The organism is Marinobacter sp. F3R11, from assembly GCF_003318275.1.
In the GTDB taxonomy this organism is placed as follows: Bacteria; Pseudomonadota; Gammaproteobacteria; order Pseudomonadales; family Oleiphilaceae; genus Marinobacter.
In genome coordinates, this window is record NZ_QOCH01000003.1 from 16490 (window position 1) to 29705 (window position 13216).

General features: G+C 53.6%; 13 protein-coding genes. 8 read left to right on the forward strand and 5 right to left on the reverse strand.

The window, feature by feature from the left end:
• Nucleotides 1-37: 37 nt before the first annotated feature.
• The gene (locus tag DS878_RS00160) at nucleotides 38-853 is read left to right on the forward strand and encodes an ABC transporter permease (protein WP_113813924.1); all 816 of its coding nucleotides are present in this window, start codon (nucleotides 38-40) and stop codon (nucleotides 851-853) included.
• Nucleotides 853-1638 carry an ABC transporter ATP-binding protein gene (locus DS878_RS00165; RefSeq protein WP_113813925.1) on the forward strand — a complete coding sequence of 262 codons (786 nt, stop codon included), beginning with the start codon at nucleotides 853-855 and terminating at the stop codon, nucleotides 1636-1638. The genes DS878_RS00160 and DS878_RS00165 overlap by 1 nt, the downstream gene beginning before the upstream one ends.
• 47 nt (nucleotides 1639-1685) lie before the next feature.
• On the opposite strand, the gene DS878_RS00170 is transcribed toward DS878_RS00165, so the two are convergent.
• Nucleotides 1686-2906: a GAK system CofD-like protein gene (locus DS878_RS00170; protein ID WP_222837411.1), complete on the reverse strand. Its 1221-nt coding sequence runs from the start codon at nucleotides 2904-2906 to the stop codon at nucleotides 1686-1688.
• A 236-nt stretch (nucleotides 2907-3142) separates the two neighbouring features.
• Between DS878_RS00170 and DS878_RS00175 the strand changes: the two genes are divergently transcribed.
• From DS878_RS00175 to DS878_RS00200, 6 genes are read left to right on the forward strand one after another with little or no spacing between them, the layout of a single operon-like run.
• Complete coding sequence (locus tag DS878_RS00175) at nucleotides 3143-4618, forward strand: phosphotransferase family protein (protein WP_148707052.1); 1476 nt, start codon at nucleotides 3143-3145, stop codon at nucleotides 4616-4618.
• A complete protein-coding gene (locus tag DS878_RS00180; RefSeq protein ID WP_113813928.1) occupies nucleotides 4611-5507 on the forward strand; it encodes a GAK system ATP-grasp enzyme in 897 nt (298 codons plus the stop codon). Before DS878_RS00175 ends, DS878_RS00180 begins: the two co-directional genes overlap by 8 nt.
• A complete protein-coding gene (locus tag DS878_RS00185) occupies nucleotides 5504-6595 on the forward strand; it encodes an HprK-related kinase B (RefSeq protein ID WP_113813929.1) in 1092 nt (363 codons plus the stop codon). Before DS878_RS00180 ends, DS878_RS00185 begins: the two co-directional genes overlap by 4 nt.
• Entirely contained in the window at nucleotides 6595-7275 is a 681-nt protein-coding gene (locus tag DS878_RS00190; RefSeq protein WP_113813930.1) for a histidine phosphatase family protein, read from the forward strand. The genes DS878_RS00185 and DS878_RS00190 overlap by 1 nt, the downstream gene beginning before the upstream one ends.
• 11 nt (nucleotides 7276-7286) lie before the next feature.
• Complete coding sequence (locus DS878_RS00195; protein WP_113813931.1) at nucleotides 7287-8618, forward strand: metallophosphoesterase; 1332 nt, start codon at nucleotides 7287-7289, stop codon at nucleotides 8616-8618.
• Nucleotides 8619-8882, forward strand: a complete 264-nt coding sequence (locus DS878_RS00200) for an amphi-Trp domain-containing protein (protein ID WP_113813932.1) — start codon at nucleotides 8619-8621, stop codon at nucleotides 8880-8882. It abuts the gene before it with no gap.
• A gap of 41 nt (nucleotides 8883-8923) precedes the next feature.
• On the opposite strand, the gene DS878_RS00205 is transcribed toward DS878_RS00200, so the two are convergent.
• The 4 genes from DS878_RS00205 to DS878_RS00220 form a co-directional block, all read right to left on the reverse strand.
• Nucleotides 8924-9550: a hypothetical protein gene (locus DS878_RS00205; protein WP_113813933.1), complete on the reverse strand. Its 627-nt coding sequence runs from the start codon at nucleotides 9548-9550 to the stop codon at nucleotides 8924-8926.
• Between the two features lie 9 nt (nucleotides 9551-9559).
• On the reverse strand, nucleotides 9560-10489 hold the full coding sequence (gene asd, locus DS878_RS00210) for an archaetidylserine decarboxylase (protein ID WP_222837412.1): 930 nt from the start codon (nucleotides 10487-10489) through the stop codon (nucleotides 9560-9562).
• Between the two features lie 21 nt (nucleotides 10490-10510).
• Nucleotides 10511-12262: an aminotransferase class III-fold pyridoxal phosphate-dependent enzyme gene (locus tag DS878_RS00215; protein ID WP_113813934.1), complete on the reverse strand. Its 1752-nt coding sequence runs from the start codon at nucleotides 12260-12262 to the stop codon at nucleotides 10511-10513.
• A 156-nt stretch (nucleotides 12263-12418) separates the two neighbouring features.
• Nucleotides 12419-13198 carry an IclR family transcriptional regulator C-terminal domain-containing protein gene (locus tag DS878_RS00220; protein WP_113813935.1) on the reverse strand — a complete coding sequence of 260 codons (780 nt, stop codon included), beginning with the start codon at nucleotides 13196-13198 and terminating at the stop codon, nucleotides 12419-12421.
• Between the last annotated feature and the right edge of the window lie 18 nt (nucleotides 13199-13216).

Consider the following 13216-nt stretch of genomic DNA (forward strand, 5'->3'; position numbering starts at 1 on the left):
CGATGACCGTACCGTGTGTGACCAGAGGAGATAACGTATGCGACTGATCAACCGCCACCCGGGGCGGGTTTCGGCCACACTTCTAGGCCTGCTTCCCTTCCTGTTGATCATGCTGATCTACAGCCTGGCCTCGCAAGAGCGTCTGGCAGAAAACCCCAACGACAAACTGCTTCCCGGCCTCGAACAGATGACGGCCGCTATTGATCGCATGGCGTTCCAGGAAGACCGCCGCAGCGGTGATTACCTTATGTGGCAAGACACCACTGCAAGCCTCCAGCGCCTGGGCATGGGCGTTGGTATCGCTGCGGTGCTGGCTTTGGTAGTGGGTGTACTCAATGGCGTTCTGCCACTCATCAGGGCCAACCTGGCGCCACTGGTATCCACGCTCTCGATGGTACCGCCACTGGCATTATTGCCCATTCTGTTTATCGTCTTTGGTCTTGGCGAGCTATCCAAAGTCATGCTGATTGTTATTGGTACCGCGCCGATCATGATGCGGGATGTGGCTCAGCGGGTCAGGGAGCTCCCCGGCGAACAACTGATCAAGATCCAGACCCTGGGCGCCAACTCCTGGCAGGTCATCGTCCGTATGGTTCTGCCCCAGATCATCCCCCGCCTGATTGATTCGGTGCGGCTCAGCCTGGGTCCGGCCTGGCTGTTCCTGATTGCAGCCGAAGCCATAGCATCCACCGAAGGTCTGGGGTACCGCATTTTCCTCGTACGACGCTACCTGGCAATGGATGTCATCCTGCCTTATGTCATCTGGATAACCATTCTCGCCATCGTTATCGACCAGTGTCTGCGCTTAGCCAATCGCAGACTGTTCCCCTGGTACAATGCTGGAGGCCACTGATGAGCTTCATTACCGTCAAGAATCTTTGGAAAGAGTACGGCGACCATGTTGTACTGGAAAACCTGAGCCTGAACGTAAATCAGGGGGAGTTCTGTACTCTGGTAGGCGCATCCGGTTGCGGTAAGTCCACCTTCCTGAAAATGCTTCTGGGCCAGGAAACACTGACCCGGGGTGAGATGTTGCTCGAAGGAAATGCCTTTCCAGAAGAACCGGATCGCAACCGCGGCATCGTATTTCAACGCTACTCGGTGTTCCCTCACCTTACGGTGCGGCAGAACGTATTGCTGGGACTGGAACTGGAACAAAGCCCCCTGGCGGGCAAGCTGTTCGGTTCTGCCCGCAGGGAGGCCCTGAAGGACGTAGATGCAATGCTGGAGGCTGTAGGGCTGGCTCATGCCGCCAGCAAGTGGCCACATGAATTGTCCGGAGGCATGCAGCAGCGTCTGGCTATTGCCCAGTCTTTTGTCATGAAACCCCGGATTCTGCTGTTGGATGAACCCTTCGGTGCGCTGGACCCGGGCATCCGCGGCGACATGCACGAGCTAATTCTCAAGCTCTGGCGCGATACCGGTACAACTATCTTTATGGTGACCCACGACCTTCACGAAGGCTTCCATCTGGGTACACGCCTGCTGGTATTCGACAAGACCCGTAACGATCCGCAACAACCTGAAGCCTTCGGCGCCACCATCACCTATGACCTGCCAATCGGCCAGACCGATCAGCAGACTTATGAATCAATTGAAACCTCCGTGTCAACAACGGCGCGCAGCCTGTCAGGTTGAGGTCCCGGTGAGAACTACAATCAGATTCGACCGGCCGGAAGCGGAAATCACGTCAGGGCAAGCAAAGCCTCAGCCAGCTTGACGTCATCATACCGACAGACGTCAGGCTTTTTCGGCGCCAGGTCCTGATCGATGATCTGGGCGCCTGATGTCTTTGTTATCTCCCGCATCTGTTTACTCGAAACATTCATCAAACGGGAATCCAACAGCAGAAAATCTATCGGCGGCCTTGGCAGCTTTCTTCCCGCAGCCTTGTGCGACAAATGTCCTGCAAGTACCTGAACCTGATCCGCCAGCGTCATGCCAATTGTTTCCGGGTCCTTACCCAGGCTTGGCACATAAACCCTTGGCGCCGGGTTCTTGTTCAGAGCCCTGGAAACACCTTTGGGGAGAAGGTTCGCGATGATACTGCTATAAAAACTGCCGGGAGGAAAAACCAGCAGTTCCGCAGAATCGATCAGCTTTCGGGTTTCCTTGCAGACCCTGGAGGCATCCCGGGCCTCAACATCATCCGCATCGCCTGACAAGGTTATCGATTTGATGGGTGAACAGATCTCTGAACTTTCCTTACCTGTAAAGCGATGCTGGCCGGTGATTGTTCGTCCGCTCTCCAACAGGACTTGCAGCTGTAAGTCTGCGTCCGTCGTGGTGCGAACAGTTCCCCGTGTTTTTATCAACTGACCAAACAGGAAGGCGATCGGATCCAGTGAGCGGTTATGGAAGAGGTATCCGCCGGTAAGTATCAGATTACCGATACTCGCCCCCGCAAGATCAAAACTCTCCGGCATTTGATCATAAAACTCTGCCAGATAACTCTGGATCAGGGAGCGCATGGGCTCTGCGATTGCCTTGAGCAAAGGATGTTTGCAATCAACCAGAGCCTTGAGGCTCTGTTCCAGCTCCACCTTGCTTTCATTCTTCCCCAGCCGGTGTCCAAAGAGGGCCGCAATGTCAGGATGACCTGTGACCGAATCATCAGCCAGTGACAGCAGGCGGGCCCGAAGATCACCAACTGAGGGCATCGAAAATGCCTTTCTCAGTTCGGCAGAACTGCCTCCCGAGTCAAAAGGTGTCACAAGATGAATAGAGTTGTGGGTGTAACCTGCCAATACCCTGGAAAAACTTCTCAGCGCCGTTCCTCCGCTGAAGAAAAGTATTTTAGGCCCAAGCTCTGGAGTTCTGAGATACCTGGCCAGGCGCAGGTCGTGCCCCTTCATCAAATCTCGCGGTAAGCTATGAGTCGCACTAATGAAACGTTTTTTTGTCATACTTCTCTGCGAAACCTTGAAAAATGCAGTCCAAAGGGCGTAATGGTTGATTATAGCTTTCGCCTCTAAATTTCTTACCAAGGGTGAGACGATCCATCAACGCATTAATTCTTGAGCACCTCTATTTTCTGCGATTTGAAGTGGAAAACCACTGTGAGTTGGTTGAAGTCTATTTGACTCGGCCCAACGAGGCCACAGCACAACGCCTGATAAACCGAAAAGGTTACAGAAAGACTTTGCTGGAAAAAGTCGAAGTTGCTGTTGCAATGAATGTACAGAAAAGCCGGGTTGATGATCAGAACTTTCAGCAATCAAAATCAGTTGAGAGACTGGCGCGGCTTCTTGACCAGCTTGGACAAGCTTGTCTTGAGTTCACTCAAATCGAAGCTTTGAGGGGCTCGCCAGACAAGCACTTTGACAGTGATGCCAGGCTGATTCGACGCATTCGTAAATCTCTGTCGCTGGTCCTGATCAACCCTGCAGATACCAATACTCGTCAGGGCCTTAAAACAGGGCGTAGGGCTGCAAGATTAATGGCCAGCTTGCGGGAGATGGGCTGCCAGGAAGACAAGTCCCCCGCAAGCCTCTCCAACCTCCGCCACGTACTACACTTTCAGATAGGGCGAATGGCTCATCTGCTTACCGAAATTGCAGATGCCCTGCTCGCGGCGAATTTCGGGCCAGCTGTCCGGCTGCAAAACTACAAGCAACTTAAAAACGCTGCCCACACACTCACAGCAGACAATGAGGCCTTTGGCGTTCAGCGACTGGCTCTCACCCGCAGTGGCAGTACCATCGCCGCACTAAAGGCTGAACACAGCACATCCAGCGAAGTGATGGCGGTTTATAAAGAAGGACAGGCCCACAAAGTCCTTGAAGAGATCTCCGGGGTCGATCAATGGAAAAAGGTTTATCCGAAGGTGGCTCCGTCTGTAATCTCCCATCATGTCGGGCATGAGGGAGAAATGGGCTCAATGGTCATAGAACATCTCCCCGGACGAACGCTGGAATCACTGTTATTGAACAGTCAGTGGGATAGTGCCCGTTTACTTTTAGCCAAACTGACCAAGACCCTCAGCAAAATCTGGAAAAGCTCATGGACACGTGAACGTGCGCAGCCGGGTTATATGCAACAGCTGCGTCAGCGAATGCCGGAAACACAACAAACCCACCCTACTCTTTTCAGCCAGGGGCAGACCATATGCGGCTTGTCACGGCCTGACTTCAGCCAATTGATCGGGCAGGTGGAGAGCCTGGAAAAACAAGTCGCTCCGCCATTTTCTGTATTGATTCACGGTGATTTCAATGTAGACAACCTGCTCTACGATGAACTCCAGAATCGCATCTATTTCATTGACCTGCACCGGGCATCCTATTCCGACTACGTTCAGGACATCTCTGTACTGATGGTGTCGATCTACCGCCTGCCAGTTATGGACTCCGGCTCCCGTACGGAAATGATGAACCTGATCAGTCAGCTCTATCGATTCGCGCGCAGGTTCGCCAAAACCAGTAACGACAAATTCTTTGATGTTCGGCTGGCCATTGCGCTGGCGCGTTCATTTGCGACATCAACACGATTCATTTATGACAGGCGTTTCGCGAAGAACCTGGCCTTTCGGGCAACCTACCTGCTGGAAGCCGTCACCTTGCTGAACCCCGAAAAACCCGAGAAGTACAAGCTGCCCCTGGAGGAAATCTTTAGTGACTAACAAGCGGATCGCCGTCATCGGAACGCCCGGTAAATGGTCAACCGAAGTATTGGCTGACCACCTGGAGGAATTAACCGGATTCCGCTGCGTGATCGACATGTCAGAAGTGGTGCTGGAACTGGAGACAGGGCGGCTGGGTTATCGGGGGCTGGTTCTGAACGAACTTGATGGCGTGATCATCAAAAAGATAAGCGAAATCTACTCACCGGCAGCAGACGATCGCATACGCATGCTCAACACACTCGAAGCAGACGGAGTACGCTGTTTCAGCAGTCCCGGGCAAGTGGGGCGTTTAATCAATCGCCTTGAAGGCACTGCCGCCCTGGCCGCTGGAGGTGTACCTCTGCCGCCGACCCGCGTGACGGAAAACACTGAAGAGGCGCTGGCCGCGATCGAGGCGTTCGGCAAGGCTATCCTGAAACCACTTTACTCCACCAAAGCCCGCGGCATGCTGGTGCTGGAAGCGGCAGACGGAGTAGACGCGAATACGCGGAAACTGAACGCTTTCAAGACCGAACATGGCCTCTTCTACCTGCAGAAATTTGTACATCTGGGAGGGCAGGATCTGGGCATGGTCTTTCTCGGTGGAGACTACCTGTGCACCTATGCCCGGGTTGGCGATGCCGGCGCCTGGAATACCACGATTAACAGTGGTGGAAAATACCAGAGCTACGAAGCCTCCCCTGACCTCATAAAACTTGGGAGCAAGGCTCAGTCCTGCTTCGATTTAAGTTTTACCACGGTAGATATTGCATTGACGGATGAGGGGCCGGTGGTTTTCGAGGTGTCCGCTTTTGGGGGATTCAGTGGCGCCTTGAAAGGATGCGGCATTGACGCTGCCCGGAAGCTGTGTAGTTATGTTCTTAACGAGTTAGAGCAAAACAGATGAAAGACTTTTTTGATAACAGACAGATTGCTCAGGCCAGGCGTGGGTGCACATCAGAACTACGGCTGGCCTTCCATGGCATGGCATTCAAGGTGCTGGCCGATGACAATGAGATTTTGAACCTTCTCAGGGATTACTTCTCCGGCCTGACCGAAACGGAAGCAACAACGGCCACAACACAGCAGCGCGTTTATCTGGTCAACAGCCCCCTGGATCCTGGCCGGATCAACTGGACGCCCGTCGAACGCAGCAAAGTCAGCCCCCTCGGTTTGAAGGAAGCCTACGTCGATGTACCTGAAGGACGCTGGATTCATAAAGTCCGCACCGGCATGGTCATGCTCCAGGCACTGACCGATCCCATGATTTTCGGGAATCTCCGCGAACATATATCGCAGGTTATCAATTTTATTAATAACCAGTTTCTCAACTATCAGCAGAGGCAGGGTTACCTGCTGGGCCACGCGTCAGCCTTTAATATCGACGGCGGTGTTACCGCAATTGCGGCCAGCTCCGGCGGCGGAAAATCAACGCTGATGCTGAAAGCGCTGGAGACTGACAAAGCTCGCTTTCTTTCCAATGACCGGATTCTGTTCAGGCCCGAAGACGGCCAGGTTCGAATTCTTGGTCTAGCCAAGCATCCACGCGTAAACCCGGGCACTCTGCTCAACTCACAACGCTTGCTGTTTATTCTGCCAGAGCACGAACGCAAGCGGTTTGATGCGATGCCACAGAGCCAGCTGTGGGATATTGAGCAAAAGTACGACGTCATGATTCCCGAGGTCTATGGAGAAAACAGAGCCGCACTTTCCGGGTATCTGAAGAACCTTGTATTACTGGACTGGTCGTTAGAGGCTTGCGAACCAACGGTTCTCGCCGCAGTAGATATCGAAGCAACCCCCGGTGCCCTTGAGGGCCTGCGCAAAAGCCCTGGCCCATTTTTCCAGAAAGCTGATGGTAGTTTCCCGCCTGAGCAGTGCAGGGGCGCAGACGTTTACGCAGAGAACCTCAGAGGCGTAAAGGTATGGCGCCTCACCGGAAAGGTCGATTTCGACCGCGCCATTACTCTTTTTCATGAGCAAGGCATTCTCTGATGGCCGCACTCGCCCTGATCAGACATGGTGAGTATGAGCAACTGGCCAACACGCCAAGTGCCCTTCAGCCCTATCCCCTTACCCCCGGGGGGGCTGAAGAAGTCCGGATGCAGGCGCAAGGTTTTGCAGACTGGGTATCGGAAACCGGTTACCAGCTTCGGGCTGAGATTCACTGCTCAACCTCGTTGAGGGCATGGCAAACTGCAGAAATCTACCGGCAGGAACTGAAAGAGCTTTTCCTCACAGCCCCCGTATCCGTCAGCTTTCCTGAACTTTGCGAACGCAGTGTCGGCGCGCTGGCCAACCTCAGCGTTAGTGAAATCGAGAGAATCGTAAAACTGGACCCTCGCTTTGATCCGCTGCCGGATGGATGGAAATCCAGCAGTGACTTCAAACTCCCCTATGATGGTGCAGAGTCGCTCATGGAGGCCGGGCAGCGGGTAGCCGCCCACCTGAAAACCCTTCCACTGGATGAGCGGGACAACCTGATACAGTTAGTTGTAGGACATGGCGCCTCGTTTCGTCACGCCGCCTTTCATCTGAATGTTATAAAAATGAGCGATATTGGACGGCTGAGCATGTTTTACGGTCATCCAGTCGTTTTTCGCAAGCAGGGTCTAAGCTGGGCCCGCCTGTATGGGAACTGGAAAAACCGTCAGCTAAAAGACCCCACTGACTAGAGGCACACCCCATGGCCACGCGAAAGTTCATCCCGAAAATCAGCGACAAAAAATATCATGCTGACGTTCTGAACCGTTTGCCAACTTGCTGGGAAGCCTGGCCCGAGGATCAGGCCTCGGTCAACGATTCCGGTGCCCTCAATGTCTTCATAAAGCGGTCAGGGAAAAGCAGTTTCGAATGGCCCAAAAAACCTGTGGTATTCATTTCAGATGCCCATGCTGATGCAGATGCCTTCGAAGCGTCACTTCTTGCTGCCGGAGCGATTAAACGACATGGCAGCCATCCTTGTGAATATGTGCTGACAAAGTTCGGCAAGAGCGCAGAGATAGTGGTAGGCGGAGACTGCCTGGACAAGGGGCCAAGCAATCTGACACTGCTGAGAAGCCTGGCCCACCTGTACCGGCTCAAAGCGGATGTCACCCTGCTTGCAGGCAACCATGACCTGCGGCTACTCATGGGCCTGCTCTCACTGGGGCGCGACAACGACGTCGGGAGCCAGCACTTCTTCGTCAGAATGGGCAGAAAAGTCGTGCCTCTGTTCAAGGAAGTCTTTGATCAATACCTGGCAAGCTCCCACTGGCAGAAGGGAGTGCCATCAGAGGAGGAATGCCGCAGAGTTTTGTTTCCCGACGAAGACTGGTTTGAGAGCTTCCCCTTCTATGCAGCCGGATTCCTGACCGCAGAGGGTATTGACCGCGAGATTTCCAAAATGGAAACCAAGACTCTGAGGTTTGAGCAGCATTGCGCGGCGGCCGGCCTGACACTTCAACAGGTCTACGCAGCCGCCATGGTTTGTCGCTCACTGTTTTTGAAGCGTTCTGGCGAATTCAGCTGGTTTTTCAGGAAAATGTGCCTGGTGAAACAACGGGGCTCGTTTCTTTTCCTGCATGCCGGTCTGGATGACCGTATGGCCATACTGCTTGCCAGGCGAGGGATCAAATATGCCAACCGGGCATTCAATAAAAACCTGAGGGGGCAGAATCTGTTCAATTTTTACTACAGTCCTCTTGCCAATACCTTCCGGACAAAATACCGGACTGCCGACCTTCCTCTCACCAAACGGGGTACCAAAGCAACCACCCGGGCAGGCATTTATGTACTGGTTCAGGGGCATGTAAACCAGTGTGCAGGCCAGCGAATTACACTCAAGAAGGGACTCCTGCACATCGAAGCTGATATTACACTTGATGCTAACTCCAGAAAGCGTGAAGGGTTAACCGGCTTTGGCGCAGGGGCAACGCTGATTGATAAAAAACGCGGTGTGGTCGGCATCAGCTGCGACTACCCCAGGGCGAAAGTCTTCAAGCCAAACCACAACGGACAGCTCCTGGGAGCTCAATAGATGAAGTCGAAAACCAAGTTCAGTCACGACTCACTGCTGGATCGCCAGTCAACCAAAGAGCTGCTGGAATCCCTGGCCCGCGCGATCAAAAAGGGCCAGCTTGAGTTTCAGGAAAATGAGGGTGATCTGGTCCTGTCACCTGGAAATCTGTTACAGGTGTCCGTACGGGCAAGCGACGAGGGCGACAAACAACAGGTTGAAATCCGGGTGAAGTGGCGCACCAAAGAAAAAGAGGTTTCGGACACGCCACCCAGGATCAAATAATCACTCCCGACAGAAGTCGGGATTCAACAACGCTTGTAACCTCACGCCTGGTTGTCCAGCGGCAGGTCGTCGTACCAGTCTTCCATGTTGTCATACATCTCACCCTTGAGAATGTAGTGAGGGGCTTTCTGGTAGATTTTAATATCGTGTAACGGATCCGTGATGATTTTGGTCATCCAGACCAGCCCCGACTGCAGACCCATGAGTTTGAACAGATGAAGCGTTCTGAACAGCACTGCGCCCACGCCGATGAACAGCCATACCATCGCTGTGTTACTGATAAACCCCTCCAGATCTGTTGCCGGAGTGAGAAGCCCTGACAGGTCGGGTTTCAGATACAGCGCCAGTGGTGTTACAGCCCAGATGGACAAAAGCACGACTTTTCTGTTCAGGTTGTACCCGACTTTCACACTCTCTTTATAGTCATGACTGGCGTCATTTACCTGATCATAAGTCTTGGGTTCAAAGAAAAAGTGTCCGGTCTGGCGCAGCACCATCGCCAGCAACCAGCCTACCAGGGCAGCTGCCGCAGGATGGAAGAACACCAGACCATAGCTTACAAGGAAACAACAGGCACTTAGCAGGTGCAGGCACTGGTTTATGCGGTTGTGGTGATAGTAACGATGATCATCCCATCGCTGTTTCTGTAATTCCTCAAAAAATGTCATGGGGTTTCCTCAAGTATCAAAGGCTACAGTAGGTTCTTCGGACAGGCAGGAGTCGCTCCGTTCCCGGCCCGGCAATGGATGCCCCGTCAACAGTGCTTCACCAACTTTTATATGGTGGCCTTCACTGACTCCGGTGCTGCGCTGGTATTGCCCTGAAGCAAAAACAAGAATCGTAGAACCGTGCTGGAAGTAACCCATTTCCTGCCCTTTCCGGAACCTCGCATCACAGGGAATCTGATTGGCTCCCCGATATTTCAGATCCAGCGGCTCAGGCAGAAAATGGAACTTCATGCTTGCCACAAGAATTGCAGCGACCGGAACCAGCGTCAGGCTATAATTCCTGTCGCCAGACCACAGTTCCAAAACGGCACGCTCGTTTTTGCAGAAAAGCTTTTCAACCTGCTTAAGTGCGACCGGATTTACGTTCCAGGTATCTCCGGACACATAGCTGACCTGAGAAATATGACAATCCACGGGCGCATGAAAACGGTGATACATACTGGACTTCAGGCGCAGAGTCACAAACTGGCCATTACGATAGCGCGCTGCAAGGGCCGCATCCGGTATGAGGTCATCCAGGGTGTAGGGGAAACCCTTGGCCTGAAATACCCGGTTACCCTCAATACGTCCGCAGGCCCCCACAACAGCATCGCATGGACTGCATACAACATCAGGGCGCAGGTCCAGCGGTCGAAGCCCCGGCTTCAGCTGTCGGGTAAAGCACTCTCTCAGGCTCCGGAAATGCCGTTTCCGGGCGTCCTGTAATCTGAGATCGTCTGCAAAACACTGCCACACAGCAATAGATATCCGCGTTAGCACAGGGCTTTCGATCCGGCTGAACCAGCCTATGAAAAGCGTTGCCCAGCGCCGGGGCAGCCGGTTGGTCAACAGGAAGTTCAGCTTTTCACTCGCCGTTAAACCGGACGTTGCCTTATTCACCAGACCACCTGCCCCCCACACTTAGCCCGCCTTTCCGGAATAATCTTCCTGGTCCGAAACCCGGGCCGGACGTGCGTAGCGCGCAGGCGTCACCAGCGGTCCAGGCAAACTGCCAGCCAGGAACGGAAAGCGGGCTGAGAGCATATCAACCAGAAACTGGCGTTTTATCGCCTTGTTGGTCAACACCGGGCTCTGCCACCACCAGCCATCTGCCTGCATCTGATGGGCTGCAGCAACGAACCGCTCAATAACTTCACTGAATTCCTCATCGCTATAGCTGTAGCTCATGATCAGCCTTCCCGTTCCTGTCCAGCTGAGTTCAAGCCCGGCCTGCCGGAGATAAAACTGGAACATCCAGTTGTAGCGGCTGGGCTTTGTGTAGAGCACCGAGAGAATTGAATGAATATTCGTGATCCGCAGAGGCAACGATTCTGCTTCCAGGCGTTGGTTGAATCTGGCAACACGGCGCTCCCACAGATTTTCTGATTCCCGGTACTGCCTCTGAATATCGGGTTGCCGGATTCGTTTGAGAAACACATTCATGGCACCCATTACATAGGGGTGGGAGTTAAAGGTGCCACGGGCAAAAGAGACATTTACCGGCTGATCATCCTTAAACCGCTTCATCAGTGCATGAGTTCCCGCCAGCACTCCCACAGGCAGGCCACCACCCAGAGTTTTGCCATAAGTAACCAGATCGGCCTGTACTCCGTAGAACTCCTGTGCACCGCGGTAGGCCAGCCGAAAGCCGGTAAAGACCTCATCGAAGATCAGAACAATACCGCGCTGACGGCAAATTTCCCTTACCCGCGAGAGCCACTTCACATAACGCTGTTTATCAAAACCGTTGGTGCGGTCACTGGCAATCAGAGCTGTGTCCGAGGGCGCATCACTATTGGGGTGGAAAGCCTGCAAGGGATTAATAAGGACGCAGGCGATGTCGTTACGGGTGCGCAGTATGTAAAGGGTCTGCTCACTCAGATCTGCCAGCGTGTACACATCACGGGCCTTTCGGGTGTTGCCAATGCCTGGCTGAACACCGTCCCACCAGCCGTGATAAGCACCGCAGAAACGTACCAGATGTGTTTTCCCGGTGTGGTACCGAGCCAGTCGCACAGCCTGCATGACCGCTTCAGTGCCAGACATGTGGAACGACACTTCATCAAGCCCGGATATCTGTCGAATCATATCGACATTTTCAGTAATCAACGGGTGATAAGTACCCAGAACCGGCCCTAGTTCTCTGGTTAGCTCCAGGCCCTCTTCCATGCATTGTTTGTAAAAATCATAACCAAAAACATTAACGCCATAGGAGCCGGAGAGGTCATAGCGCCAGTTGCCGTCAAGATCCTTGATTTGCGACCCTCGGGTTTCATCCGCCATTGAACCTGACCGAAAACAATCTGGCAGCTGCTCGCTATAAGGAAAGGGCACACGGTAGCGGTTGGTAAAGCGCACATCCGACACACTGCTTTTGATTGCCCGACAACGGGCGAGGGTTTCCGGGGATTGCTGCTCTGCATTACTCTGCATTACCCGGATTGCATTCCGGCGCTGCTGAACCACTGGCGCCGGTGCGCCGTCACTGGCAAAAAAACGGGCTTCATCGTAGCTAAAGAAGGGGACCATGCGTGCAACACGACGGGACCAGTTGCTGTGCCCCCTGAGAGAAGGGTGTTTCGCCCGCGACAACTGGAGTCTTACCAGGGCTTTATAGACAAGGTAAAAGCCGATCGCCGTTGCGATGGCGTATAAACTATTGGCAGAAGTCATAGATTCAGGTTCCCGCTACTTTGCTCGAAAGTAGCGGGCCAAAGTGACGCTGCCGTGTCCTTTTTCCTACCGTTGTGTGACACAGGGCGATAACACAGTGCCTGAGCCTGTTTCACGGGCTCTGGCATTTTCCGGGTCACGCCATAACAAAATCACCTATTGGGCAATCGCCCTCACTCTGGCCGCAACATCCTGCAACCGCGGTAAATAAACAGTCATCAGGGTTTCCATATCCACCCTCGCCGCATTCGTACTGATATTAAGCGCCCCCAGTAATACATTGCGGCTCGTATATACCGGCACCGCAACCGATCGCAGCCCGGAATCCAGCTCCTGATCCACAATCGCGAAACCCTGCGAGCGGGCTTTCAGAATTTCCTCTTTTAAAGGCGCTACGGATTTGATCGCATAAGGCGTGAAGGGAGTCAGCTCGGCACTGTCCAGAAAACTGTCCAACTCCGTATCCGGCAACTGGCTGAGCAATACCCGGCCCATTGAGGTATAGACAGCCGGTAACCGTGTGCCTACGGACAGCGTAATAGCCATCAGCCGGTGCCGCGCCGCTGACCGCACCACGTATACCACATCCTGGCCATCAAGAACCCCCAGTGAGGAGGACTCTCCCAGTTCGGCGGTAATATCTCCAAGGAACTGCTCAATCACTGCACGATACTGGTTTGAGGCCTGGTAGGCATAACCCAGCTGCAATACTTTGGGTGTCAGCTCAAACTGGCGGCCAACCCGCTTCACAAACCCCAGCGCATGCAGCGTTAACACAAAACGCCTGGCTTTGGCGCGATCCATATTGGCTTGCGCTGCCACTTCACTCAGAGTCATTCGCGGGTGCTCAGCATCAAAAACCTGCAGCACTTCCAACCCGGAAGCCAGGGCACTTACAAAATCCCGGTCTCCCGGCTTAAGGCTCGATTCATCCATTCCGGATCCTTCCCTGAT

Coding starts and splice junctions, on each gene's coding strand:
- DS878_RS00200 (WP_113813932.1), top strand. CDS start 8,619: ATGAAGTCGAAAACCAAGTTCAGTCACGACTCACTGCTGGATCGCCAG.
- DS878_RS00220 (WP_113813935.1), bottom strand. CDS start 13,198: ATGGATGAATCGAGCCTTAAGCCGGGAGACCGGGATTTTGTAAGTGCC.
- DS878_RS00160 (WP_113813924.1), top strand. CDS start 38: ATGCGACTGATCAACCGCCACCCGGGGCGGGTTTCGGCCACACTTCTA.
- DS878_RS00215 (WP_113813934.1), bottom strand. CDS start 12,262: ATGACTTCTGCCAATAGTTTATACGCCATCGCAACGGCGATCGGCTTT.
- DS878_RS00185 (WP_113813929.1), top strand. CDS start 5,504: ATGAAAGACTTTTTTGATAACAGACAGATTGCTCAGGCCAGGCGTGGG.
- DS878_RS00205 (WP_113813933.1), bottom strand. CDS start 9,550: ATGACATTTTTTGAGGAATTACAGAAACAGCGATGGGATGATCATCGT.
- DS878_RS00170 (WP_222837411.1), bottom strand. CDS start 2,906: ATGACAAAAAAACGTTTCATTAGTGCGACTCATAGCTTACCGCGAGAT.
- DS878_RS00190 (WP_113813930.1), top strand. CDS start 6,595: ATGGCCGCACTCGCCCTGATCAGACATGGTGAGTATGAGCAACTGGCC.
- DS878_RS00195 (WP_113813931.1), top strand. CDS start 7,287: ATGGCCACGCGAAAGTTCATCCCGAAAATCAGCGACAAAAAATATCAT.
- DS878_RS00165 (WP_113813925.1), top strand. CDS start 853: ATGAGCTTCATTACCGTCAAGAATCTTTGGAAAGAGTACGGCGACCAT.